26 protein-coding genes are annotated in these 23,572 nt (G+C 70.7%); 17 read left to right on the forward strand and 9 right to left on the reverse strand.

Annotated elements, in window-relative coordinates:
• Positions 1–74 precede the first annotated feature (74 nt).
• Positions 75–674 carry a holin gene (locus tag BJ964_RS23520; protein ID WP_188122691.1) on the forward strand — a complete coding sequence of 200 codons (600 nt, stop codon included), beginning with the start codon at positions 75–77 and terminating at the stop codon, positions 672–674.
• Here BJ964_RS23520 and BJ964_RS23525 read toward each other — a convergent pair.
• Positions 597–1,766: a 4-hydroxybenzoate 3-monooxygenase gene (locus BJ964_RS23525; protein WP_188122692.1), complete on the reverse strand. Its 1,170-nt coding sequence runs from the start codon at positions 1,764–1,766 to the stop codon at positions 597–599. The genes BJ964_RS23520 and BJ964_RS23525 overlap by 78 nt on opposite strands.
• A gap of 40 nt (positions 1,767–1,806) precedes the next feature.
• Positions 1,807–2,556 (reverse strand): IclR family transcriptional regulator, encoded by a 750-nt coding sequence (locus BJ964_RS23530; protein WP_188122693.1) that lies wholly within the window; start codon positions 2,554–2,556, stop codon positions 1,807–1,809.
• A 74-nt stretch (positions 2,557–2,630) separates the two neighbouring features.
• Here BJ964_RS23530 and pcaH point away from each other — a divergent pair, with 74 nt between their 5' ends.
• The 7 genes from pcaH (at position 2,631) to BJ964_RS23565 (ending at position 8,856) form a co-directional block, all read left to right on the forward strand.
• Entirely contained in the window at positions 2,631–3,380 is a 750-nt protein-coding gene (pcaH, locus tag BJ964_RS23535; RefSeq protein WP_188127118.1) for a protocatechuate 3,4-dioxygenase subunit beta, read from the forward strand.
• Positions 3,377–3,940, forward strand: coding sequence for a protocatechuate 3,4-dioxygenase subunit alpha (gene pcaG, locus BJ964_RS23540; protein ID WP_188122694.1), 564 nt, complete (start codon positions 3,377–3,379; stop codon positions 3,938–3,940). The genes pcaH and pcaG overlap by 4 nt, the downstream gene beginning before the upstream one ends.
• Positions 3,941–4,004: 64 nt before the next feature.
• A complete protein-coding gene (locus BJ964_RS23545) occupies positions 4,005–5,210 on the forward strand; it encodes a lyase family protein (RefSeq protein ID WP_188122695.1) in 1,206 nt (401 codons plus the stop codon).
• 64 nt (positions 5,211–5,274) lie between these two features.
• Positions 5,275–6,399 carry a bifunctional 3-oxoadipate enol-lactonase/4-carboxymuconolactone decarboxylase PcaDC gene (pcaDC, locus tag BJ964_RS49685; protein WP_188122696.1) on the forward strand — a complete coding sequence of 375 codons (1,125 nt, stop codon included), beginning with the start codon at positions 5,275–5,277 and terminating at the stop codon, positions 6,397–6,399.
• Entirely contained in the window at positions 6,396–7,574 is a 1,179-nt protein-coding gene (locus tag BJ964_RS23555) for a thiolase family protein (protein ID WP_188122697.1), read from the forward strand. The genes pcaDC and BJ964_RS23555 overlap by 4 nt, the downstream gene beginning before the upstream one ends.
• The gene (locus BJ964_RS23560; protein WP_188122698.1) at positions 7,571–8,233 is read left to right on the forward strand and encodes a 3-oxoacid CoA-transferase subunit A; all 663 of its coding nucleotides are present in this window, start codon (positions 7,571–7,573) and stop codon (positions 8,231–8,233) included. The genes BJ964_RS23555 and BJ964_RS23560 overlap by 4 nt, the downstream gene beginning before the upstream one ends.
• The gene (locus BJ964_RS23565) at positions 8,230–8,856 is read left to right on the forward strand and encodes a 3-oxoacid CoA-transferase subunit B (RefSeq protein WP_188122699.1); all 627 of its coding nucleotides are present in this window, start codon (positions 8,230–8,232) and stop codon (positions 8,854–8,856) included. Before BJ964_RS23560 ends, BJ964_RS23565 begins: the two co-directional genes overlap by 4 nt.
• A gap of 139 nt (positions 8,857–8,995) precedes the next feature.
• Here the strand turns inward: BJ964_RS23565 and BJ964_RS23570 are convergent, their stop codons facing one another.
• Both BJ964_RS23570 and BJ964_RS23575 read right to left on the reverse strand, forming a co-directional pair.
• Entirely contained in the window at positions 8,996–9,466 is a 471-nt protein-coding gene (locus BJ964_RS23570) for an SLOG cluster 4 domain-containing protein (RefSeq protein WP_188122700.1), read from the reverse strand.
• A gap of 556 nt (positions 9,467–10,022) precedes the next feature.
• Positions 10,023–11,120 (reverse strand): lytic polysaccharide monooxygenase auxiliary activity family 9 protein, encoded by a 1,098-nt coding sequence (locus tag BJ964_RS23575; RefSeq protein WP_188122701.1) that lies wholly within the window; start codon positions 11,118–11,120, stop codon positions 10,023–10,025.
• 196 nt (positions 11,121–11,316) lie between these two features.
• Between BJ964_RS23575 and BJ964_RS23580 the strand changes: the two genes are divergently transcribed.
• On the forward strand, positions 11,317–11,886 hold the full coding sequence (locus BJ964_RS23580; RefSeq protein ID WP_188122702.1) for a DUF2087 domain-containing protein: 570 nt from the start codon (positions 11,317–11,319) through the stop codon (positions 11,884–11,886).
• Positions 11,887–12,555: 669 nt separating this feature from the next.
• Here the strand turns inward: BJ964_RS23580 and BJ964_RS23585 are convergent.
• Complete coding sequence (locus BJ964_RS23585; RefSeq protein ID WP_188122703.1) at positions 12,556–12,951, reverse strand: hypothetical protein; 396 nt, start codon at positions 12,949–12,951, stop codon at positions 12,556–12,558.
• Positions 12,952–13,043: 92 nt separating this feature from the next.
• Between BJ964_RS23585 and BJ964_RS23590 the strand changes: the two genes are divergently transcribed.
• The gene (locus BJ964_RS23590) at positions 13,044–13,460 is read left to right on the forward strand and encodes a cyclase family protein (RefSeq protein WP_229807314.1); all 417 of its coding nucleotides are present in this window, start codon (positions 13,044–13,046) and stop codon (positions 13,458–13,460) included.
• Between the two features lie 22 nt (positions 13,461–13,482).
• Here BJ964_RS23590 and BJ964_RS23595 read toward each other — a convergent pair whose 3' ends face one another.
• The gene (locus BJ964_RS23595; protein WP_188122704.1) at positions 13,483–13,800 is read right to left on the reverse strand and encodes a DUF3817 domain-containing protein; all 318 of its coding nucleotides are present in this window, start codon (positions 13,798–13,800) and stop codon (positions 13,483–13,485) included.
• Between the two features lie 133 nt (positions 13,801–13,933).
• Here BJ964_RS23595 and BJ964_RS23600 point away from each other — a divergent pair, with 133 nt between their 5' ends.
• The 4 genes from BJ964_RS23600 (at position 13,934) to BJ964_RS48105 (ending at position 16,786) form a co-directional block, all read left to right on the forward strand.
• Complete coding sequence (locus tag BJ964_RS23600) at positions 13,934–14,488, forward strand: hemerythrin domain-containing protein (protein WP_188122705.1); 555 nt, start codon at positions 13,934–13,936, stop codon at positions 14,486–14,488.
• 181 nt (positions 14,489–14,669) lie between these two features.
• Positions 14,670–15,329 (forward strand): DUF6082 family protein, encoded by a 660-nt coding sequence (locus tag BJ964_RS23605; RefSeq protein WP_188122706.1) that lies wholly within the window; start codon positions 14,670–14,672, stop codon positions 15,327–15,329.
• Between the two features lie 62 nt (positions 15,330–15,391).
• On the forward strand, positions 15,392–16,603 hold the full coding sequence (locus BJ964_RS23610; RefSeq protein WP_262479357.1) for an ISAs1 family transposase: 1,212 nt from the start codon (positions 15,392–15,394) through the stop codon (positions 16,601–16,603).
• 57 nt (positions 16,604–16,660) lie between these two features.
• Entirely contained in the window at positions 16,661–16,786 is a 126-nt protein-coding gene (locus tag BJ964_RS48105; RefSeq protein ID WP_262479358.1) for a hypothetical protein, read from the forward strand.
• A gap of 18 nt (positions 16,787–16,804) precedes the next feature.
• On the opposite strand, the gene BJ964_RS23615 is transcribed toward BJ964_RS48105, so the two are convergent.
• Together BJ964_RS23615 and BJ964_RS23620 are read right to left on the reverse strand one after the other, a co-directional pair.
• Complete coding sequence (locus tag BJ964_RS23615; protein ID WP_188122707.1) at positions 16,805–17,041, reverse strand: hypothetical protein; 237 nt, start codon at positions 17,039–17,041, stop codon at positions 16,805–16,807.
• A gap of 422 nt (positions 17,042–17,463) precedes the next feature.
• On the reverse strand, positions 17,464–18,261 hold the full coding sequence (locus BJ964_RS23620) for an SAM-dependent methyltransferase (protein ID WP_188122708.1): 798 nt from the start codon (positions 18,259–18,261) through the stop codon (positions 17,464–17,466).
• A 79-nt stretch (positions 18,262–18,340) separates the two neighbouring features.
• On the opposite strand from BJ964_RS23620, the gene BJ964_RS23625 reads away from it, so the two are divergent.
• Complete coding sequence (locus tag BJ964_RS23625) at positions 18,341–20,617, forward strand: PAS domain S-box protein (protein ID WP_188122709.1); 2,277 nt, start codon at positions 18,341–18,343, stop codon at positions 20,615–20,617.
• 6 nt (positions 20,618–20,623) lie between these two features.
• On the opposite strand, the gene BJ964_RS23630 is transcribed toward BJ964_RS23625, so the two are convergent.
• The gene (locus BJ964_RS23630; RefSeq protein WP_188122710.1) at positions 20,624–21,088 is read right to left on the reverse strand and encodes a hypothetical protein; all 465 of its coding nucleotides are present in this window, start codon (positions 21,086–21,088) and stop codon (positions 20,624–20,626) included.
• Between the two features lie 151 nt (positions 21,089–21,239).
• Between BJ964_RS23630 and BJ964_RS23635 the strand changes: the two genes are divergently transcribed.
• Positions 21,240–22,028, forward strand: coding sequence for an SAM-dependent methyltransferase (locus BJ964_RS23635; protein ID WP_188122711.1), 789 nt, complete (start codon positions 21,240–21,242; stop codon positions 22,026–22,028).
• Positions 22,029–22,144: 116 nt separating this feature from the next.
• Entirely contained in the window at positions 22,145–23,170 is a 1,026-nt protein-coding gene (locus BJ964_RS23640) for a sporulation protein (RefSeq protein WP_188122712.1), read from the forward strand.
• Positions 23,171–23,572 lie beyond the last annotated feature (402 nt).

The raw sequence follows: 23,572 nt of genomic DNA on the forward strand, positions 1-23,572 counted from the left end.
TGCGGGGTGGGGTGCGGCGAACTAATCCGTTCAGCTGATTCCCACTGATCTATCAAGCGAGAAGCGTCGATGTCATGACTCAGGTTGTGCCCAAGTGGCGTGCAGTTTTACTCGATTTTCTGGAGCGGGCCGGCTGGTCCGCCGGACAGGTGTTCATCGCGACGCTGCTGGCCGGAGGTGTCAGCTCGGTCACCGAGCTGCCATGGAAGTACTCGGTCACCATCGCGATCGGCGCGTTCATCTCCTCGATGGTCCTCACCGGAGTGCAGTACCTGTCGAAGATGACCAACCTGGCCTTCTGGCCCGACCTGCTGGTCCGGCTCGCGAAGACGTTCCTGTCGTCGCTGGCCGGCTCGATGACGGCGGGCGTCTTCGACGTCACCGCCTTCGACTGGAACGCCGCTCTGAACGTGGCGTTCCTGGCCACCGTGGCGTCACTGGCCAAGGGCCTGCTGGCCCGGGAGCCGGCCGCGCCGAACGGGCAAGTCCCGCCCGACGCCAGCCCGTCCACCCTGCCGACCGGCACCTACCGGGAGGCCGTCGACCACGCTCCGCCGCCGCCGACCATCGCGGCCACCGATCCGCCGGAGGGCGGGTCAGTACCCGATGGGAAGCCCGGCGTAGTTCTCGGCGAGGCCGGTGGCTCCGGCCCGGCTGCCGGCGACCCAGCGTAGTTGCGAGAGCTGTAGCTCGGCGTCGAACGGGTCGCCGGAGGTGTGCAGCATCGTCGTCATCCACCAGGAGAAGTGGGTGCACCGCCAGACCCGGCGCTGCGCGTCGTCCGAGTAACGGTCGGCAAGCGCCGGGTTCTTCTCCTTCAGTGACGCGATGAGTGCCTTACCGAGCATTGCCACGTCGGCGATCGCCAGGTTGAGGCCCTTGGCGCCGGTCGGCGGGACGATGTGTGCCGCGTCGCCGGCCAGGAACAGGTTGCCGTGCCGCATCGGCGTCTGCACGTAGCTGCGCATCGGCAGGACGCTCTTGTCGGTGATCGGGCCGGGGTTGAGTTTCCAGCCGTTCTGCCCGTGCCCGAGCCGGGTGGACAGCTCCTCCCAGATCCGGTCGTCGGACCAGGACCGCGGGTCGGTGCCGTTGGGGACCTGGAGGTAGAGGCGGCTGACGCTGTCCGAGCGCATCGAGTGCAGGGCGAAGCCGTTCGGGTGCCAGGCGTAGATCAGCTCGTCGGTGGACGGGGCGACGTCGGCGAGGATCCCGAACCAGGAGTACGGGTAGACCTTTTCATACGCCTTCGCGGCGGGCACGGCCTGCCGGCTGGGCCCGAACGAGCCGTCGCAACCGGCCACGAAAGCGGCATCAAGGCGCTGCATCTGTCCAGATTTATCGGTAAATATCACATATGGCCGGTCGGAAGTCACGTCATGCAGCTCGACCCCCGACACCTCGTAGTGGATCTCCTGACCGTCGGCATGGCGGGCCGCGATCAGATCCTTCTGCACCTCGGTCTGCCCGTAGACCCACACGCTGCGCCCGGTCAGGTCGACGAAGTCCAGGTGGTGCCGTTCGCCCGGCCACTGGAGGTAGATGCCCCGGTGCTGGTCACCCTCGGCCCGCAGCCGGGACCCGAGCCCCACCGACTCCAGCAGCTCGACGCTGGAGTGCTCCAGGATGCCGGCCCGGATCCGGGCCGCGACGTACTCCTCGGAGCGGGTCTCCAGGACCACCGAGGAGACCCCGCCCTGGGCGAGGAGGTGGGAGAGCAGAAGTCCGGCCGGGCCGGCGCCGATGATGGCGACCTGGGTACGCATGCCCCCAGCGTTCAGTCCCGAACCGCCGGGACACAAGACCCTATTTCCACTGAATGGAAGGATCACCGGTGAGGGTCCGGCCGATGCCGTGCGCCGCCACCTGGAGGGCGGAGACCAGCCGGGGCAGTTGCCGGCGCAGGTCGGGCACCACCATGCCGAGGGCCGCCACCACGGTGTCGCCGCTGCGCACCGGCACCGCCACCGAGCAGGCGCCCAGGCTCATCTCCTCGCCGGTGGTGGAGTACCCCTCGGCGCGGACCCGGCGCAACTGTTCCAGCAGGCGGGCGGGCTGGGTGACGGTGTAGGCGGTGATCCGGGTGAGGTTCTGGAGCACCTCCATGCGGACCTCCTCCGGGGCGTAGGCGAGCAGCACCTTGCCGACCCCGGTGGCGTGCATCGGCAGGCGGGACCCGACCCGGCTCACCACCGGCACCGAGACGTGGCCGGCCAGGCGTTCCACGTACAGGACCTGGAGACCGTCACGGACGGCCAGGTGCACGGTCGCGAGGGTGGTTCCGTACAGATCATGCAAAAATGGGGACGCGGCCTGGCGCAGGCCGCTCTGCACCGGCGCGAGCAGCCCGAGTTGCCAGATCCGCCGGCCGATCACGTACTCGCCGTTCGGCTCGCGCGCCAGCGCACCCCACCGCTGCAACTCACCGACCAGGCGATGCGCGGTCGCCAGCGGCAGATCGGCACGGCGCGCCAGATCGGTCAGGGAGAGGCTGCGGTGCTCGCCGTCGAAGGCGCCGAGGATGGCCAGCGCGCGGGACGTGACAGTGGCCCCCACGGATCCTCCTTCCGTTCAGTGGAAGAAGAGTATCGCCGCGGGCCGCGTTTCCGCCTAGCGTCCGGAGCGTGAACATGGAGTCGTCACAAGCTGACATCAACAGGGAGATCGAGGCGGCGGCCCAGCAATCGGGCGGGCCCCAGCCGAAGATCGACTACGCCCCGTACCGGAGCAGCATCCTCCGGCACCCCAAGCAGCCGGCACACCTGATCGACCCGGAGGCGGTCGAGCTGTGGGCCCCGGCCTTCGGTCACCGTGACGTCGCCGACGACGAGGCCGACCTGACCATCCAGCACGCCGGCACCCCGCTGGGCGAGCGGATCGTGGTCACCGGCCGGGTCCTCGACGGCGACGGCCGCCCGGTCGCCGGCCAGCTCGTCGAGGTGTGGCAGGCCAACGCCGCGGGCCGCTACCGGCACCAGCGCGACCAGCACCCGGCGCCGCACGACCCGAACTTCACCGGAGTGGGCCGGATGCTCACCGGGCCGGACGGGACCTACCGGTTCCAGACCATCAAGCCGGGACCGTACCCGTGGCGCAACCACATCAACGCGTGGCGGCCCGCCCACATCCACTTCTCGATCTTCGGCACCGACTTCACCCAGCGCCTGGTCACCCAGATGTACTTCCCGGGCGACCCGCTGTTCCCGCTCGACCCGATCTACCAGTCGATCACCGACCCCAAGGCGCGGGAACTGCTGATCGCCCAGTACGACCACGACGTGACCACCCCGGAGTGGAGCACCGGCTACCGCTGGGACATCGTTCTCACCGGCACCCACCGCACTCCGCTGGAGTCCGACACCGAGGAAGAAGTCAAATGAGCGCGGTTCCCGGGCAGACCGTCGGCCCCTTCTTCCACCTGGGGCTGGAGTACGACGGCATGAACGAGCTGGTCCCCCCGGGCCACCCGCGGGCGCTGCGCCTGCACGGCCACGTCTACGACGGCGCCGGTGACCCGGTCCCGGACGCGGTCATCGAGATCTGGCAGGCCGACCCGCAGGGCCACATCCTGCGCCAGCCCGGCTCGCTGCGCCGCGACGGCTGGACCTTCACCGGCTGGGGCCGCGCCGCCACCGGCCCGGACGGGCACTACCAGTTCACCACCCTGGAACCGGGCGCCACCGAGCCCGGAAAGGCGCCGTTCTTCGCCGTCACGGTCTTCGCCCGCGGCCTGCTCGACCGCCTGTTCACCCGGGCCTACCTGCCGGACGACCCGGACGTCCTGGCCAACGACACCCTGCTGGAGTCGGTCGCGCCGGACCGCCGCGCCACGCTGATCGCGCGCCGCGATCCGGACGGCGCCGTCTTCGACATCCGCCTCCAGGGCGACGACGAGACGATCTTCCTCACCTACCCGCGCCTTCGCGACGCATGGGCCTGACGCACGGTTCGTGCCGCGCGTTCCGGGCATCCGGTGGTGAGGCGAAGAGCATGAGGGGTACGCGGTGAGCGATCTGTTGTGGCCCGGTGACGAGCGGGCCGGTGACCTCTTCACGGACGCGGCCGTGTGTGCGGCCATGGTCCGTGCCGAGGCCGCCTGGCTGGCCGCGCTCGTGCTGCACGGCGTCGCCGCCCCGGACGCCCGGGACGACCTGAACGGGCTGATCGGCCCGGACGACGTGGCGGCGGTGGCGGCCGGCGCCGAGTCCGGCGGCAACCCGCTCATCCCGCTGCTCAAGCTCCTCCGCAAACGGCTCGGAGCGCGTAACCCGGCCGCCGCGTCCTGGCTGCACCGGGGCCTCACCAGCCAGGACGTGGTGGACACCGGGCTGGCGCTGTGCCTGCGCGACGCCGCCGACCGGATCGGCGACGACCTGGCCGCCCAGGCCACGACCCTGGCCCGGCTCGCCGAGGAGCACCGGGACACCCCGATGGCCGGACGCACGCTGACCCAGCACGCCGTACCGATCACCTTCGGTCTCAAAGCCGCCGGCTGGCTGACCGGCGTGCTGGACGCCCGGGACCGCCTGGCCGCCGTCTCGGACCTGCCGTTGCAGGTCGGCGGCGCGGCCGGCAGCCTGGCCGCGCCGGTCGCCCTGTCCGGCTCCGCGGTGGTGGTCGGCGACCTGATCGAGACCACCGCGGAGACCCTCGGCCTGCCGGTGCGCGACCCCTGGCACACCGCCCGGGCGCCGCTCACCGGCCTCGCCGACGCCATGGTGACCTGCACCGACGCGTGGGGGCGGATCGCCAACGACGTGCTCGTCGCCGCCCGGCCGGAGATCCACGAGCTGTCCGAGGGCACGGTCGCCGGGCGCGGCGGCTCGTCGGCCATGCCGAACAAGCAGAACCCGGTGCTGTCCGTCCTGGTCAAGCGGGCCGCGCTGGCCGCCCCGTTCCTGGCCGCGACCGTGCACGCGGGCGCGGCCGCCGCCGTCGACGAGCGGCCGGACGGCGGCTGGCACGTCGAATGGGCCACCCTGCGCACGCTGGCCCGCCGCACCGTGACGGCCGGCTCGCAGACCGCCGAGCTGCTGGCCGGGCTCCAGGTGGAGACCGCCTGGATGACCGCCAACCTGACCGCGGCCCGGCCCGGGATCGACGCCGAACAGCGGTCGATCAACCCGGGCGCGGCCTCCGGCGAGCCCTACCCGGGCACCACCGACCGGATCATCGACGCCGCCATCGCCCGTGCGAAGGAGCACCGCTGATGACCGGCCGCCGGTACGCCGTACCCCTGAAAAAGCTCGCGCCGAGGCGCGGAGAGGGACCAGATTGCTGACCGCGACCACCTTCACCGACGCCCCCGGCCGGCCGTTGCTGCTGCTCGGGCCGTCGGTGGGGACCACCGCCGAGACGCTGTGGGCACGCTGCGCCGCCCGCCTCTACGGCCGTTACCACGTGGTGGGCTGGGATCTGCCCGGCCATGGCCGCAGCGCCCCGGCGACCGGCCCGTACACCATCGCCGACCTGGCCCGGGAGGTGCTCGCGCTGGCCGGGCGGATCCGGCCGGGGGAGGCCTTCGGCTACGCCGGCGACTCGATCGGCGGCGCCGTCGGCCTGCAACTCCTGCTGGACGCGCCCGAGCGGGTGACCGCGGCCGCGCTGCTCTGCACCGGCGCGCGGATCGGCGAGGCGCCGATGTGGCACGACCGGGCGAAACTGGTCCGGGCCGAGGGCATGGAGCCGGTGGTCGCCGGATCCCGGGAGCGCTGGTTCGCGCCCGGATTCACCGGCGCCGAGCCGCTGATCGCGGCGCTGCGGGCCACCGACACGGAGAGCTACGCGCGGGCGTGCGAGGCGCTGGCCGAGTTCGACGTCCGCGACCGGCTCGCCGAGATCGCCGCCCCGGTGCTGGCGGTGGCCGGCGGGCACGACAAGCCGACCCCGGTGGACAGCCTGGCCGCCATCGCGGACGGCGTCCTGCACGGCCGCCTGGTGGTCCTCGACGACGTCGCCCACCTGGCCCCGGCCGAGGCCCCGGAGGTCGTCGCCACCCTGCTCGACCAGCACTTCGACGAGCTGCGCGCGACCGGCATCAGCGTCCGCCGGGAGGTGCTCGGGCCGGCGCACGTGGACCGGGCCACCGCCGGGACCACCGCGTTCACCCGCGACTTCCAGGACATGATCACCCGGTACGCGTGGGCCGAGATCTGGACCCGCCCCGGCCTGGAACGGCGGGACCGCTCGCTGATCACCCTGACCGCCCTGATCGCTCTCGGACACCACGAGGAGCTGGCCATGCACGTACGGGCGGCCCGCACCAACGGCCTGTCCGACGACGAGATCAAGGAACTGATCCTCCAGACCGCGATCTACTGTGGCGTTCCCGCCGCCAACACCGCCTTCCGGATCGCCCAGCGCGTCCTGACCGAGCTCGACGAGGAGCAGCACCAGTGACCGATTCGTTCGTCTACGCCGCCGCCCGTACCCCGTTCGGCCGCTACTCCGGCGCCCTCGCCGACGTGCGCCCCGACGACCTGGCCGCCACCGCCCTGACCGGCCTGCTCGCCAAGGCCCCGGACCTGGACCCCGGCCGCATCGACGACGTCTACTGGGGCAACGCCAACGGCGCCGGCGAGGACAACCGCAACGTCGGCCGGATGGCCGTGCTGCTCGCCGGCCTGCCCACCAGCGTCCCGGCGTCGACCGTGAACCGGCTCTGCGGCTCCAGCCTGGACGCCGCCATCATCGGCTCCCGGGCGATCGCCGCCGGGGACGCCGAGATCGTGGTGATCGGCGGCGTCGAGTCGATGACCCGGGCCCCGTGGGTGCTGCCGAAACCGTCCCGCGCCTTCCCGGCCGGCAACCTGGAGGCGGTCTCCACCACGCTCGGCTGGCGCCTGGTCAACCCGCGGATGCCGGCCGAGTGGACGATCTCGCTGGGTGAGTGCAACGAGCAGCTGGGGGAGAAGTACGGCATCTCCCGGGACCGGCAGGACGCGTTCGCGGCCCGTTCCCACCAGCTCGCCGACAAGGCCTGGAACGACGGCTTCTACGACTCCCTGACCGTGCCGGCCGGTGACCTGACCAGGGACGAGGGCATCCGGCCCGACAGCAGCGCCGAGAAGCTCGCCAAACTCAAGCCGTCCTTCCGCAGGGAGGGGACGATCACCGCCGGCAACGCCTCCCCGCTCAACGACGGCGCCGGGGCCGTGCTGCTCGGCACCGCGGCCGCCGCCTTCCACATCGGCTTCGACCCGATCGCCCGGATCGCCGGCCGCGGCGCGCACGCCCTCGACCCGCAGGACTTCGGGTTCGCCCCGGTCCAGGCCGCCGAGAAGGCGCTGCGGCAGGCCGGCATCGGCTGGTCCGACGTCGGCGCGGTCGAACTCAACGAGGCGTTCGCCGTACAGTCGCTGGCCTGCGTCGACGCCTGGGGCATCGACCCGGGGATCGTCAACACCCGCGGCGGCGCCATCGCCATCGGCCACCCGCTCGGCGCGTCCGGCGCCCGGATCCTCGGCACCCTCGCCCACGTGCTGCGCGAACGCAACCAGCGCTGGGGTGTCGCGGCCATCTGTATCGGCGTGGGCCAGGCCCTCGCCGTCGTCCTGGAGAACTGCACTCAGTGAAGACACGCACAACCGACGCGCTGACCGCGGTCAAGGAGATCAACGACGGGGACACGGTCCTCGTCGGCGGGTTCGGCATGGCCGGGATGCCGGTCGAGCTGATCGACGCGCTGATCGAGCACGGCGCCGGCGACCTCACCATCGTCAGCAACAACGCCGGGAACGGGGACACCGGCCTGGCCGCGCTGATCGCCGCGGGACGCGTACGAAAAATGGTCTGCTCCTTTCCGCGCCAAGCGGACTCCTGGCACTTCGACGGCATGTACCGGGCCGGAAAGATCGAGCTGGAGCTGGTCCCGCAGGGCAACCTGGCCGAGCGGATGCGCGCGGCCGGCGCCGGGATCGGCGCCTTCTACTGCCCGACCGGCGTCGGCACCCCGATCGCCGAGGGGCGGGAGACGAGGGTCATCGACGGCCGCGAGTACGTCCTGGAGTACCCGATCCACGGCGACGTCGCCCTGATCCGCGCGCACGTCGCCGACCGGCTCGGCAACCTCGTCTACCGCAAGACGGCCCGCAACTTCGGCCCGGTCATGGCGACCGCCGCCAAGCTAACGATCGCCCAGGTGTCGAGGATCGTCGAGATCGGCGAACTCGACCCGGAGAACATCGTGACCCCCTCCATCTACGTGAACCGGCTCGTGGAGGTCCCGCGATGAAGACCGCCGAACTCGCCCAGCTCATCGCCGCGGACATCCCCGAGGGCGCCTACGTCAACCTCGGCATCGGCCAGCCCACGTCGATCGCCCGATACTTGAAACCGGACAGCGGCGTCATCCTGCACACCGAGAACGGCATGCTCGGCATGGGCGAGGTGGTGCCCGACGAGGAGGCCGACCGGGACCTCACCAACGCCGGAAAACAGCCGGTCACCGAACTGCCCGGCGCCGCCTACTTCCACCACGCCGACAGCTTCGCCATGATGCGCGGCGGCCACCTCGACGTCTGCGTGATGGGCGCCTTCCAGGTGTCCGCCGACGGCGACCTGGCCAACTGGCACACCGGCGCACCGGACGCCATCCCCGCGGTCGGCGGCGCCATGGACCTCGCGGTCGGCGCCAAGGAGGTCTGGGTGATGATGACCCTCTTCACCAAGACCGGCGAGCCGAAACTCGTTCCGGCCTGCACCTACCCGTTGACCGGCAAGGCGTGCGTGACCCGCGTCTACACCGACGTGGCCACCTTCCTGATCACCCCCGACGGCGTCCAGGTCCGCGACACCCACGGGATCACCGTCGACGACCTGACCGCCCGCCTCGACGTGCCCCTGCTGGCCCCCTGAACCCCACCGGCGGGCAGCGGGCTCAACGTCGCGCCTCCCGCCCGCCGGTTGGTCAAAACCCAGATTTCGTACGACAGAGCCGCGATCCCCTGCCCACGCCCGCCTGTGCCGCGCCCGCCGGGCTGAGATCGGTGGTCCCTCAGCGCAGGACGAACTCGACGGCAGACTCGGGCGTGTCCACGTGGTGGATGCCCGGCACCGGGGTGCCGTCGGCGTGCGTGATCCGCCAGCCGCCCAGGGCGACCACCGGCAGGTCGCCGCGGCGCATGCCGAGGGCGATCTCGCTGAGCGTGCCCCACGAGCCGCCGACGCTGATCAGGGCGTCCGCGCTCCGGACGAGGATCGCGTTCCGGGCCTGACCCATCCCGGTGACCACGGTCGCCGACAGATCCGGCGACGCCCCGGCCCGGCTGTCCCCGGACCACACCCCGACGACCAGCCCGCCCCGGGACCGCGCGCCGGCCGCGACCGCGGTCATCACCCCGGCCCCGCCGCCGCAGAGCACCACCGCGCCCGCCCCGGCGAGCAGCTCACCGACCCGCCGTGCCCGCTCGGTCTCCTCCACGGTGCATTCCGCGGGCCCGCAAACCGCGATCTGAACAGATGCCATGACGGCATTCTGGTCACCCGGCGTGGTGCGATCGTGCGCCAGGTGGCTCTCCGTGCGGAAACGGCGCCCTCCACTCCCGCGCCGCTTGAATCGCGGCGGGATGGGCGAACACCCGCCGTCGAGCGGTTTCAACGGCAGGTGGGCGCACGCGGTCGCGTTGTCGTGTGTGTCGGCGTGCCCTATGGGGTCGGTGGTTGCCTGCGCGCCGCGTCTTGTGTGCGGCCACCCGCTTGGGTGCGGGATTCGGGGAAGCGCAGCAGCGGCACCGGGACGCCGTCTGGCGTCCCGGTGCCGCTGCCGGTGAACTGCCGCGGTGGGGTGACCGCGGCGGGAGTGCCCGCCGCTTCGGGCCGGAGGAACCGGCGGCCTGGCGGCGGTGACGGGAGCGGGTGGGGCGCCCGCGCTTCCCGTCGTGGAGTCACAGCACGTGCGTGGACGGAGCCGAGCCACGCGGATGTTGCCTGGCCTCCGTTTCTGGGGGATGGGGGACGGCTAGATCTCTGGGAGCGCTCCCATTAATCGCACTGTAACAAAGATGAACGCCGATGCGAAAGGGTCAGGTGGTGGCCGCGCAGGTGAGCGTCGGCGCGACCGCCGTGCCCGAGCCGAGGAAGCCGAAGGTCGTGCTCGCGCCGGCCGCAAGGCTGCCGTTGTACGACGCGTTCGTCGCCACGGCCGTACTGCCGTTGGTGGTGAGGCTCGCGTTCCAGACCTGCTGGATCGGTGACGTGCCCGGGTAGGTCAGCGTCACGGTCCAGCCCTTCACCGCCGCGGAGCCCGCGGTCACCTTGACCTCACCCTGGTAGCCGCCCGACCACTGCGACGTCACCGAGTGGGTCGCGGCACAGGAGCCGGTCACCGGCGGCGTGGACGTGCTGGGCGACACCGACGGCGACACCGACGGGGAGGTCGACGGCGATGACGAGGGCGAGGTGGACGGGGACGACGACGGCGAACTGGTGGCGCCGCCGAAGTTCACGTCACTGCAGAAGTAGTACGACTGGTCCAGGTGGCTGGCCTGCCAGATGGTGTAGAGCATGGCCCGCCCGGACCGGCCGGACACGCTGACCGGGATGTCCATCTGCACGCCGTTGGTCAGCTGCTGGGTCCACTGTGCCGCCGGTGTGTTCGGCACCGTGGTCAGCAGTTGCAGATCGGACCACTTGAGAGCGGTGGTCACCGGATTGAAGCCGGGCTTGGTCACGTAGACCCGGATGTAGTCGGCGCCGTGCCGCGCCCCGTCGAAGAGGTGCACCGTGAACGAGTTGCCGATCGACGTGGCCTTCCAGTCGCCGATCGCGTCCATGGCGTTGTAGCGTCCGCTCTCGGTGTGCCCGGCGCTGCACAGCTGACCGTCCGGGATGACGGTCTCGTGCTGGCCGGCCACACCCTCACGGAACAGGCCGTTCCAGTTCCACATGGCGTTCGGGTTGGCCTGCCATGCCTGCCAGCACATCGGATCCTCGGTGGCCATGATCGGGTTCTGGAAGTCCGAGCCCCATCGCTCGAAACAGCCGTAGTTGCGGGATGCCGGGCCGGTGACGTTGCCGTGCGCGGCGGCCGGGCCGCTCTGCACGGCGAGCACGGTGAGCGACGCGGCCAAGGCCGCTACCACGGCACTGATCAAAAACTTGATGCGTACGGATGTAAGCATGTGAACTCAGCACTCCTGAGCTCGGGACCGTCACTCGGCGCGACAGGTCCGCCTGCGGTGGACTGGCGGAAGCTGCCCATGCCTCCGCGCCGCGTGGCTCCGGCGGCGTGCTGTGGCCACAGCCTCGCCCAGTGATCGAGAGAAGTCAATGAGAAATTCGGGTGCCGTCGGTTCCGGGGGTGCCTACGGTGTGGGGATGTCCGTACCCGCCGCGCACGCCTCCGGGCTCCTCATGCTGCTGTCCCATCCCGCCCGGTTGCGGGCCTTCGCCGAACTGGTCCGGCACGGCCGGGACGGCTGCACCATCGCCGAGATGTCCATCCACCTGGATCTGCCGAAACCGGAGGTGGGCGAACTGCTCGGCCGGCTGGTCGGCGCGGGCGTCGCCACCGGCACCGGCGACGGCGTCTACCGCGCCGTGGCCGACGTGCTGCGCGAGGCCGCCCAGGCGCTCGACCGGGTCCAGCCGATCGCCCCGCTCCTCCGGGAGTACCCGCAGCTCAGACCGTTCTTCTCGCACGGCCGGCTGACCAGCCTGCCACCCACCATGAGCGACCGCTACCAGCAGGCCGCCGAGCTGTTCGCCCGCTTCCTCGCGGTCGACGGCGTCCTGACCGAGCCCGAGGTGAACGACCGCATCGCAGCGGCCGCCGACGACGTGGCCGCGGTCCGCCGCATGCTGGTCGAGTCGGGCTGGCTGGAGCGCGACCGGGCCGGCACCTCCTACGGATCCGGCCGCGTCCTCCCCACCCTGAGCAACGCCTGACCGGCTGGAGGTCCGCGTTCCGCTTCCGGCTCCCTTTCTGATACGCGGGTCCTCGTCCCGCCTTTTCCGGGTCGTCCCGTCCGGTCGGCGCGATCTCGCTGCCTACCGCGGCCTTTGCCGCGCCGGCCGGGCGTAGATCGGTGCCCGGGCAGGCCGGCCCGGTCGCCGCCACCGGATCTGCCGCCGCGCCGGGTGGAAACGGGGCTTTCGCCGGGAACAGATGCCCGCTTCGTCGCTTTGCATGCCGACGCTCTGCGATCTTGAACGATTGGACACCCGAGAGAGTCTTCTTCTTGGGTGTTTGCGGTTCTCCGTCAAGCGCCCGGTCGGGCGAACCACCAAATGGGGGCGCCGTCCGCCGCGCTGGGCGGAAATGGGGCTTTCGCCAGAAAAAGGCGCCCGTTTCGCCCTCTTTGCCCGCCGCTGTTGTGCGATCTTGAACGATTTACCACCGCCTCGGGTGGTAAATCGTTCAAGATCGCACCGGGTGACGCGTCCGCAGCGCCACCACCCGCCCGGCGCGATCGGCGTGACGGCCGGGACCACCCCCCGGTTGCCTGGCGAGCACAACCGTGACCACCCGCCTGGCGGGAGCGGCGGGCCTGGCGGGCAGAAAGCGCAACACCCACCCGGAGCGAGCGGCAGCACGTGCGGGAGTGTCCCACCGATCTACGCCCGGCGGGCGCGGCACAGGCTGTAGTGGGCAGCGAGCGCGCGCCGACCGGACGGAACGGCCCCGGCAAGGCGGGACAGCGACACGCGTACCAGAAAAGAAGCGGAAGCGAAACGCGGACCTTGACCACAAAGGCCGGCCGGGGGCCAGTCGTGGGTGACGTTCAAGGGGGCGGCGGAGCGGGGGACGATCGCCGGCGTGGCGACGGCGAGGACGGCGGTCGCGACCCCGAGTACGCCCAGGGCCGGGCGCAGGCCGCCGAAGGCGCCGGACAGGCCGGTGATCAGGACCGGGGAGAGGAATTCGCCGATGAACAGGGTGCCGGTCCACAGGCCGGTGCCCCGGCCGCGTTCGGCGAAGGACAGCCCGTTGGTGGCCCAGGTGAGCAGCACCGGCAGTAGCAGGCCGGTGCCCGGAGGGCTCCGTCGCCGCGCAACGATGTTCCACCTGGGGGCGGTGGGGCGCGGACGACGTACGCGGAACCATGAACTTCCTGACCCCCGGCAAGCGCAGGGAGGCCGCCGCGCTGATCCGCCGCGGCGTCTCCTTCTCGCTGTCGCAGTCGTTCGACGCGAACGGGCCGCAGAAAGGCTGGCGGCGGCGCACCAACCCGGTGCACACCATGCTCGACACCGGCACCCTGCACCACACCGAGATCGCGGCGATCGCCACCGACACGTGGGGCTTCGAGGTGCGGCCCAACGAGTTCGACGACGCCTTTCAGCCGCTGCATCAGGTGTCCATCCCGCACATCGGCCTGTTCATCGCCGAGATGTGGGACCTGGACGCGCTCGCTCTCGACTGCGCGTCCGACGGGGTCTACGAGTTCTGGCTGACCGCGGCGCCGCTGCCGATCACCGGGGCGGTCGGCTCACCGGTGAACCCGATAGCCGTCAAATAGGTCGCGGGGCGGGCCCGCGGACTCAGGCGGTGGCGGCCACCGAGTCCGCGGGGGCCTCTCGGCGCCGGGCCACCCAGCGCTCGAAGATCAGTGTGGTGAGCGGCGGAATCGACGCCGCCAGGCCGAACAGGGTGCGCCACGGCGACCACCGCTCGGCGCGCGCCACCCACAGCGTGGCCACCAGGTAGGCGACGAACAGCGCCCCGTGCAGCCGGCCGAACAGCCACACACCCGCCTCGGTGGTCTCGGTGACGTGCTTCAGATACATCCCGACGAGCAGGCCCGTCCACGAGAACGCCTCGGCGATCGCGGTGATCCTGAAGATCCGGAACGGCTGCACGTGTGACTCCTCTTCCCCGTCGGCCCACGGAGACTACGGCCGCGAAGATGAGCGTTTGCTGTGGGGATGACCCGTCCCTTTCCGGGTATCTCGCCAGGCGTTCCATCCAACCTTTCCACCGAGGGGGCCAGCCGTGCCGGACATCGTGGAGATCATCAAACAGCAGCACCGGCAGGTCGAGGATCTGCTCACCCGGGCCGAAGAGGGAGGCGCCGACCGGGCCGAACTGATGCAGGCGGTGGCCCGGATGCTCCTGCCACACTCCGAGGCCGAGGAGGACTTCGTCTACCCGGCCATCCGCGACCTGGCCGCCGACGAGGGCGAAGAGGTCAAGGACGGCACCACCGAACACCACCAGGTCGAGGAGATGCTGCAGAACCTCCTCCGCGGCGACCCCGGCGACCCCGGGTACGGCGGCACGATCGCGGCCATCGCGGGCGAGTTGCGCCACCACGTACAGGAAGAGGAGGAGGACCTGCTCCCGGTCCTGGAGCAGCGGCTGGCCGACGACGAGCGCGAGGAGATGGGCCGCCGCTTCGCCGAGGCCACGATGAGCTCCCTCCCGGACGGCGGCGACCACCATGCCGCCACCCGTAGAGAGCTGTACGAGAAGGCGAAGGAGCAGCACATCACGGGCCGCTCCCGGATGAGCAAGCAGGAACTGGCCGAAGCCGTCGGCGAATCCTGATTCCCCGGGGTGGGCCGGTCGCATCGTCCCGCCCCAAAACGATCGTTAATCGTGCGCCCTGCAAATTCACTCATCCATTCGGAGTGGCAAATTCCCGCCATCCGCTGCCACCATGTGCACAAGGTGGGGTGGGGGAGAGGCGGTCCCGGCGATGAAAGAAGGCGGAGAGGCCCCGGAAAGGATGATCACGGCCGTTCGGCTGTTCTGGTGGATGGCGGCGGTCGCGCTGGGCACCGTGCTGACGCTCGCCGCCGGGGTCGGCGTGGCCGTTCTGCTGGGCCGGCAGGGTGATGCGGCGGACTGGGCGAAGTGGAGCAACGTCGGTCAGACCTTCGGCGTGCTGAGCTCGATCATCAGCGGCCTGGCGCTGGTGGTCCTGGTCGGCACCGGGCGGATGCAGTTCCAGGAGATGCGCGAGCAACGGCGCGAGCTCGAACAGCAGCGGCATTTGCACGTGCAGCAGGGTTCGGAATTGCAGCGATCCGCTGAGGCGAATCTCGGGCTGCTCCACTTCGAGATCATCAAATTGGCCATAAACGACCGCTCACTGGCCGCGGTGTGGCCAGAATTCGGCCCGGACGTCTCGCCTGAGAAGAACCGTCAACTGCTCTACGCCAACCTCATCTATCAGCTCCAGCGGATCTCGCTCGTGGTCACCGAGAACAGCCGTCAGGAAATGCTGGAGATGATGCGGTACCTGTTCACCAGCCCGCTGATGCGGGAGTACTGGCGGCTCGGCGAGTACGCCCGCTCCCAGGGCGATTGCGTAGTCCGAAGGAGGACGTCTGAACTGGGGTTTCATGAGATGAGTGGCCTCTGTGGAGGCGAAGGTGGCGGGTGAGATCACATCGGTGATCATGAAGTTCTCTACGCCGCACGAAGCTCCGAGGACCTCACCCGCCGATGGCATCATCTCTCATCACCGCACTGACCGTCACGACACCCCACGCCATCGGCGCACCCGCACTGATCACCGACGGTGAACACAACGGGTTGCTGCACGCGCTCGCAAAGGTTCCGGATCCACGTGACCCACGAGGAATCCGCTACCCGCTGGCCGCGGTACTGGCAGTCGCGGTCTGCGCGGTCATAGCCGGCGCATCATCATTCGCGGCGATCACCGACTGGCTCCATGACCTCGACGAACACGCCCGCAACCGGCTCGGCTTCGGCAATGCCGTTCCCGCTTCGACAACGATGTGGCGACTACTGATCCGTCTCGACCCGACCCTGCTTGCCGCCGTTCTCGCAGGCTGGCTGCACACCCGAACCGACCCGCCGGGCCCACCACCACGCCGGTACCGCCGGGTGATCGCGATCGACGGCAAGACCCTGCGCGGCGCCCGCCTCGGCGACGGCCGTCAGGTCCACCTGATGTCCGCCCTGGACACCGCCACCGGGATTGTGCTCGCCCAGGTCACCGTGGACACGAAAAGCAACGAGATCACGTCGTTCGCACCGCTGCTCGACGCCGTCGAAACGGTCCTCGGAACCCTCGCCGGAGTCCTGTTCATCGCCGACGCCCTGCACACCCAAACCAGGCACGCCGACGAGGTCACCATCCGCCAGGCACACCTGCTCGTCCAGGTGAAAGGTAACCAGCCGACCCTGTTCAAGCAGCTCAAACGGCTTCCCTGGGCACAGATCCCGGTCGGTGACCGGACCCGCGACCGCGGACACGGCCGCCGCGAGACCCGCACCGTCAAAGCCGTCACCGTCGCCACGCCCGGCGGCATCACCTTCCCCCACGCCCAGCAGGCCGTCCGGATCACCCGGACCCGCATCATCGCAGGCAGGAGCAGCCGAGAAACCGCCTACCTGACCGTGTCCCTACCCGCAGGCCAAGCCCTGCCCCGCGACCTGCAAACCTGGATCCGCCGGCACTGGCACATCGAGAACCGCCTCCATCACGTCCGCGACGTGACGTTCCGTGAAGACCAACACCAAGCCCGGACCGGAACCGGACCCGCCGTCATCGCGACCCTACGTAACACTGCGATCGGCTGGCACCGCACCACCGGCGCCACCAACATCGCCCGCGCCACCCGTCAAGCCAACCGCCGGTCAAACGACCTGATCACCGCAGTGACCAGCAGCTATCCGAGAACGCAATGACCCTGCGCCCGCTCCTCCCTGGCGCCCGGATCGGAGGAGTTCCTGCTGGCGCAGGCGGTGGACCGGTTGTGGCGTGACTACGAGGCGGTCGCCAACGGCGAGCGGCGAACGGAGCACGGCCACCACCGGGTGGCCCGCCCGGTCGTGGCCGTGGAGGATCTGGGTGAACCGGAAGCCGCCTGACCGGCGGCCCCGGCGCGTTCAGGCGTTCGGGATGTCCGCGCGCGCCGCCACGATCGTGGCGCGGGACACCACGACGATCTTCTCGTAGTCCGCGACGCCCGCGTCCGCGGGCAGTTTGTCCCTCAATTCGGCGGTGCGGTCGGTGCCGATGACGGCGAAGTCGCCGTCGGCGAGTTCGAAGATGTCCGGGCAGGTGGCGTTGGACAGGCTGCCGCGCTGCCGTGGAGAGAGACCGAGACGCCGAACGATTTCCACTCTTGTGCTCCTGAGGTCCGGGGGTGTCATTCCCCCTGACCAACTCTATGCCAGAAAATCCGACATGTCGGATAAATGCCACAAGAGATTGGTGGGGCTAGGCTACCAATGCCCGATCGGGTGGGTGACGGCCGTCTCAGTCGAAGTAATCCAGTTCCCGCGTGACGGCGCCGGATCGCCGGATAATCGAGGGGTGGGGGAAGCGAGATCATCGGAGCGGATGCGGCCGTGCCGTCGCTGTGGCCAGCCCACCCGGGTGGACCGCATGATCCAGGGGTACGGGCGCAACTGTGCCGCCATCATGGGCCTGATCGGGAGTTCGGTGGACACCGGGCACTCCGGTCCGGACCTGTTCGACCTCCTGGAGATCGAGCCGGAGGACAGCTGCGACGGCTGGGACCGGCCGGCCGACGCCGGGATCGCTATCTCTCGCCGACGCCGCCCAGGGTCACGAATCGGGCGGGGTCGCTGACCGGCTCGTCGTCCGGGTCGGGCCGCCATTCCGGGCAGTAGACGAGGCCGGGCTCCACCAGCCGCCAGCCCGTGAAGAGCCGTTCCACCTCGCCGGTTCTGCGCGGTGTCAGTGGTGTCTCGGTGCGGTTGTAGAGCGCGGTGAACCGCTCCGTCAGTTCGGCGTGGTCGCTGGGCGTGACGTGTGAGATCGCGAGGATGCTGCCGGGTGCGGCCGCCTCCCGGTACCCGGCCAGCGCCGTGTCCAGGGCCGGCCCGTCCGGCAGGAAGTGCAGGACGTTGCTCAGGAGCACGGCGATCGGCTGGTTCAGGTCCAGCAGATCCCGGACCTCCGGTTCGTCCAGCAGGGCGGCGGGCCGCAGCAGGTCGGCGCGCACGGCCGCGGCCGCCGGGTCGCCGTCGACCTGATGGCGGGCGTACAGGACGGCGGTGGGATCGATGTCGGCGTAGACCACCCGGGCGTCGGGGGCCACCTCCCGGGCCACCTCGTGCACGTTGCACACGCTCGGGATGCCGGCGCCGAGGTCGAGGAACTGCCGGATGCCCCGCCCGGCCGCGTACCGGACCGCGCGGCGCAGGAAGGCCCGGTTGGCGCGGGCGATCGCCGGGGTGTCGGGCAGCAGCTCGATGGCCCGGGCGGCCACGGCACGGTCCGAGGCGAAGTTGTGGGTGCCGCCCAGGAAGGCGTCGGCGATACGGGCCGTGCTGGGCCGGTTCGGGTCGATGGGCGGCTCTGCTGCGGTGCTCACACTGAATACGTTCCCTGATTACCCCAACCTCATGCCCGAAATATCCGGACAGAAGTACCGTGGAGGGCGGGAGGCATCGGTGGAGTCAACCGGGATCCCGGGGCTCCTCATCGACACCGCCCCGGACGCGATCATCGTGAGCCGCTCGGACGGCACCATCACCATGGCCAATCGCCGGGCGCACGAGATGTTCCGCTACACGACCGAGCCGCTCGTCGGCCGTACCCTCGATGATCTGATCCCGGACGATGTGCGCGACCCGCATCCGCTTCCGCTGCGGCGGCTGCCGCTTCGCGGCACGCGCCGCGACGGCACCGTCTTTCCGGTCGAGGTCTCGCTCTCCGCGGTGCGGGCGCCCGACGGGGAGAGGTACGTGACCGCGGTCCTGCGCGACGACACGGTGCAACGGGAGGCGGCCCGCAACCGTTCGCTGCTCGCCTCGATCGTGCAGTCCTCGCACGACGCGATCGTCACCATCGACCTGGACGGCCGCGTGCTGTCCTGGAACCCGGGCGCCGAGGCGCTCTACGGCCATCCGCCGGCCGACATCATCGGCAAATCGATCGACGAGATCATCCCGGCCGACCGGCAGGCCGACGAGAAGCAGGTCCGGCTGCTGGTCCGGCTGGGCGGCCGGGTGGACCGGTACCGCAGCGTCCGGCGTACCGCCAGGGGCGAGATCATCGCGGTGTCGACGCTGGTGTCCCCGCTGCTCGACGAACACGGCACGATCGTCGGCACGACCAGCACCACCCGCGACATCAGCGACCGGGAGCGGGCCGAGGCCCAGGTGCAGGCGATCCTCGACGCGGCGCCGGACGCGGTGCTCGGCGTCGCCGCGTCCGGTGAGATGGTGCTGGTCAACGCCGAGGCCGAGCGGCTGTTCGGCCATACCCGGTACGACCTGCTGCACATGCCGCTGAACCGGCTCCTGCCGGACGGGCTGCCGGCCGCCTCGGCGGTGCTGTGGACCGGCGAGGACACCACCCCGCTGGACTCCGAACGCGCCGCCGACGGCCAGGCCGACCAGCGCTGGGCCGCCCGCCGTGCGATCGGCCGCGACGGCACCGAGATCCCGGTCGACATCGCCTGCAGTGCCCTGCACACCGACAGCGGCGTGGTGACCGTGGCCGTGGTCCGCGACATCACCGACCGCCTGGCCACCGAGGAGGAGCGGCGCCGGCTGCGCGAGGAGGCCGAGAAGCAGCGCCTGGAGGCCCGGATTCAGCAGACCCAGCGGCTGGAGAGCCTCGGGCAGCTGGCCGGCGGCATCGCCCACGACTTCAACAACCTGCTCGCGGTGATCCTCAACTACGCGTCGTTCATCATCGAGGACTCCGCCGGCACCCCACCCGCCTCGGACGCCGAGCAGATCGCCCGGGCCGCCCGCCGGGGCAGCGACCTCACCCACCAGCTGCTCGCCTTCGCCCGGCGGGAGGTGATCCGGCCCCGGCCGCTGAACCTGAACGACGTGGTCACCGAGGTGCACCAGATGCTGAGGCGGTCACTCGGCGAGCACATCACCCTGACCGTGCGGACCCCGGCCGGCCTGCCGTCGGTGATGATGGACCCGGGCCAGATGGAGCAGGTGCTGGTGAACCTGGCGGTGAACGGCCGGGACGCGATGCCGACCGGCGGCCGGCTCACCATCGACACCGCCGCGGTCGAGGTGGACATCGAGCACGTCGCCGCCCAGGCCGGGCTTCCGCCGGGCCGGTACGTGCGCCTGCGCGTCTCCGACACCGGCACCGGCATGCCCCGTGAGGTGATCGACAAGGTGTTCGAGCCGTTCTTCACCACGAAGCCGAGCGGCCAGGGCACCGGCCTCGGCCTGGCCACCGTCTACGGGATCATCACCCAGGCCGGCGGGACCGTGCAGATCTACTCCGAGGAGGGCATCGGCACCACCTTCACGATCCTGCTGCCGGCCACCGACGTGGAACCGCACGAGCAGGTCCCGGAGGATCCCGGCCTCGACCTCACCGGGCACGGCGCGAGCGTGCTGGTGGTCGAGGACGAGGACGCGCTGCGCGACGTGACCTGCCGGATCCTGCGGCGCGCCGGCTACACGGTGCTGGCCGCCGGCGGCGGCGACGAGGCGCTGCGGCTGGCCGCGGAGAACAGCGTCGACGTCCTGCTCACCGACGTCATCATGCCGAACATGCTGGGCAAGGACCTGGCCGACGCGGTCCGCGAACGCTGGCCGGGCACCAGGGTGCTGTTCATGTCCGGGTACGCCCAGCCGGTCCTCACCACGCACGGCACCCTCTCCGCCGAGGTGCACCTGCTGGAGAAGCCGTTCACCGGCGCCGAGCTGATGCGCGCCCTGCACGAGGAGCTGCAGGCCAAACCGTGACCCGGCTCAACCGGTGGCGTCGACGATCCAGCCGATGCACGCGCAGACACCCAGCGTGACCGCGGTTACCAGGAGCGCCCACGCGGCCACCGCCCCCGGGTACCGCTGCGGAGGAGCGCCGAGCGCCCCGTGCAGGAAGGACAGCAGGGGCGCCCGGTACTCCAGCTCGACGGTCCGGCCCGGCAGCGCGAGCACCGTGACGTCGGCGGCGCCGATCCGGGACGGGATCAGGTACGGCACGTGGACGTGCACGTGGTGCTCCCCGGACCCCACCGACTGCACGAACCGTCCCCAGCCGGCCGGCACCGCCTGCCCGTCGATCTCCAGCACCGGGGTGTAGAGCCGCAGCAGGAAGGCGAGCGGCGCGTACCGCAGAGTGACCGCGATCGACGCGCCACCGTTGCGGCGCGGCGGATCGTCCGGCGGGAAGCCGGGGGAGAAGGGCCGATAGGGCGGGGCTTGTACGGCCAACGCTGAACCCTTTCCGAACGTCGCCCGGGCAGGATATGCCGCGATCCGCCGGCGGGGAAACCCGAGACGATCCACTGTGGACCACGACGGATCTCGATTCCGGCTAGGATGATCGCGGCCCGATCGCGCTCCCATTCCCGGAGGATGCCCCGTGACCAGCGACAAGGTGGATCAGACGACGGTCTCCTCGGCCCGCCGGTGGAACTACTGGCTGGGCGGCAAGGACCACTTCGAGGTGGACCGGGAGTCCGGCGACCGGATCGCCTCGGTGTATCCGGCGGTCCGCACCGCCGCGCAGCAGGGCCGGGCCTTCCACAACCGGGCGGTCCGTCACCTGGCCGAGGCCGGCATCCGCCAGTTCCTGGACATCGGCACTGGTCTGCCCGCCCCGCAGAACACGCACGAGGTGGCCCAGCGGATCGCCCCGGACAGCCGGGTCGTCTACGTCGACAACGACCCGATGGTGCTCACCCACGCCCGCGCGCTGATGATCGGCGGCGCCACCACGTACGTCGACGCCGATCTGAAGGATCCGGCCGCCATCCTGGGCGCCGCCGAGCTGAAGGAGACTCTCGACCTGAACCGCCCGGTCGGCATCCTCCTGCTCGCCGTCCTGCACTTCGTCGCCTCCGACGAGCAGGCCCGGGAGGTGGTCGCCGAGCTGCTGGCGGCGGTGCCGCCCGGCAGCTACCTGGTGGCCACCAACTCGACGAAGGACTTCGTCGACGCCGAGGCCGCCGCCCGCTACGACGCGATGCTCGCGGCCGGCCACGTCGACGCCTGGCCGCGCGACCGGGCCACGTTCGGCCGGTTCTTCGACGGCCTGGAGCTGGTCGACCCGGGCATCGTGGCGATCAGCGACTGGCGCCCCGACCGTGAGGATCGCCCGGCGCCGTCCGAGGTCTCGATGTACGGCGCGGTCGCCCGCAAACCCTCCTGACCTTGCACGATGGTCGTACCGTCCTTGGCGGGATCGTGACTACCTGCGATTTCTCAGCGTTCGTTCAGCGGGCGTTGCTAGTTTTCCGGGGCACCTTTTTCTAGCGGGAGAACATCGTGGTCTTCAAGAAGTTGCTCGGTGCCATCGGAGTGGGCGGGCCGAGCGTGGACACTGTGCTGTCCAACCCGAGCACCTACCCGGGCGCTCCCCTGACCGGCAACGTGAACCTGGTCGGCGGCACGCAGGACGCGGCGATCGAGCACATCACCCTCGGCCTGATCACCCGGATGGAGGTGGAGGGCGGCGGCGGTGACTACTCGGCCGTCACCGACTTCCTGCGGGTCCCGGTCACCGGGCCGATGCGCCTGGCGCCCGGCCAGCGGCTGGCGCTGCCGTTCCGGATCGACATGCCGTGGGAGACGCCGATCACCACGGTCTACGGGCAGACACTGCGCGGCATGGTGATGGGCGTGCGCACCGAGGTGGCCATCGCCCGGGCGATCGACAAGGGCGACCTGGACCCGGTGCACGTGCACCCGCTGCCGATCCACCAGCGCATCCTGGACGCGTTCGCCCAGCTGGGCTTCCGCTTCAAGTCCGCCGACCTGGAGTACGGCCAGATCTACGGCGTCCACCAGACCCTCCCGTTCTACCAGGAGATCGAGTACTTCCCGCCCCAGCACTACGCGGCGGCCGGCATCAACGAGGTCGAGCTGACCTTCGTGACCAGCCCGCACCAGGTCGAGGTGGTGCTGGAGTTCGACAAGCGCGGCGGCCTGTTCACGCAGGGCCACGACACCTACGGCCGCTACACGGTCTCGCACGGCGACGCCGACACCACCGACTGGCGCCAGGTCGTCGACGGCTGGGTCCGCCAGGCGGTCGACCGTCGCAAGTCGATGCCGGGCTTCGGCCATCCGCAGCCGGGTTACGGCGGTTACGGCCACCCCCAGCCGGGTTACGGCCACGGCCACCACGGTCACTACCGGCAGGGCGGCCACGGTCATCACGGCCACTACCGGCGCGGCGGTCACGGCATGGGCGGCGCCGCGATGGGCATCGTGGGCGGTCTGGCCGCGGGCTACCTGGCCGGCGAGGCGATCGAGGAGATCGGCGAGTCCTTCGAGGACTTCGGCGAGTGATCAGACCCGCGGCCGGCGGGTGAGTTCCGGCTGAGAAGGGCGAGGTGCGCTTGGTGCGCCCTCGCCCTTCATTCTTTTCCGGTACGCCTCCGTGAGCCGGGCATTGTCGCTGCTCACGGGCGGTAACGCCGCCTGAACGGCTCTCATATCCCACTCACTCTATGGGAAAAGTATGTGACCTGGGTCACAAACGTGCTGACGTGGTGGTCTTCGGCGGCATACGTTGCTCGCATGAACCGAAGCAAGCGCCTGACCCGGCGCCGCTTCGTCGACTACCTCCGGGTGTGTACCTGCTCCTGTTGAGGACGGACGGCGAAGCCGCCGCCGTACCGGATCGCCGAGCACCGTCGCCGGCGGCCCACCTGAACCCGCCGGTCCCCGGGCCGGCGTGCTGAAACCTGC

Origin of the sequence: Actinoplanes lobatus (assembly GCF_014205215.1) — a bacterium.
GTDB lineage: Bacteria > Actinomycetota > Actinomycetes > Mycobacteriales > Micromonosporaceae > Actinoplanes > Actinoplanes lobatus.

Bases quoted from the DNA above. Each gene is read 5' to 3' on its own strand.
- BJ964_RS23575 (WP_188122701.1), bottom strand. From the start codon at position 11,120: ATGCTTACATCCGTACGCATCAAGTTTTTGATCAGTGCCGTGGTAGCG.
- BJ964_RS23610 (WP_262479357.1), top strand. From the start codon at position 15,392: ATGGCATCATCTCTCATCACCGCACTGACCGTCACGACACCCCACGCC.
- BJ964_RS23580 (WP_188122702.1), top strand. From the start codon at position 11,317: ATGTCCGTACCCGCCGCGCACGCCTCCGGGCTCCTCATGCTGCTGTCC.
- pcaG (WP_188122694.1), top strand. From the start codon at position 3,377: ATGAGCGCGGTTCCCGGGCAGACCGTCGGCCCCTTCTTCCACCTGGGG.
- BJ964_RS23565 (WP_188122699.1), top strand. From the start codon at position 8,230: ATGAAGACCGCCGAACTCGCCCAGCTCATCGCCGCGGACATCCCCGAG.
- BJ964_RS23590 (WP_229807314.1), top strand. From the start codon at position 13,044: ATGAACTTCCTGACCCCCGGCAAGCGCAGGGAGGCCGCCGCGCTGATC.
- BJ964_RS23605 (WP_188122706.1), top strand. From the start codon at position 14,670: ATGATCACGGCCGTTCGGCTGTTCTGGTGGATGGCGGCGGTCGCGCTG.
- pcaH (WP_188127118.1), top strand. From the start codon at position 2,631: ATGGAGTCGTCACAAGCTGACATCAACAGGGAGATCGAGGCGGCGGCC.
- BJ964_RS23520 (WP_188122691.1), top strand. From the start codon at position 75: ATGACTCAGGTTGTGCCCAAGTGGCGTGCAGTTTTACTCGATTTTCTG.
- BJ964_RS23570 (WP_188122700.1), bottom strand. From the start codon at position 9,466: ATGGCATCTGTTCAGATCGCGGTTTGCGGGCCCGCGGAATGCACCGTG.
- BJ964_RS23525 (WP_188122692.1), bottom strand. From the start codon at position 1,766: ATGCGTACCCAGGTCGCCATCATCGGCGCCGGCCCGGCCGGACTTCTG.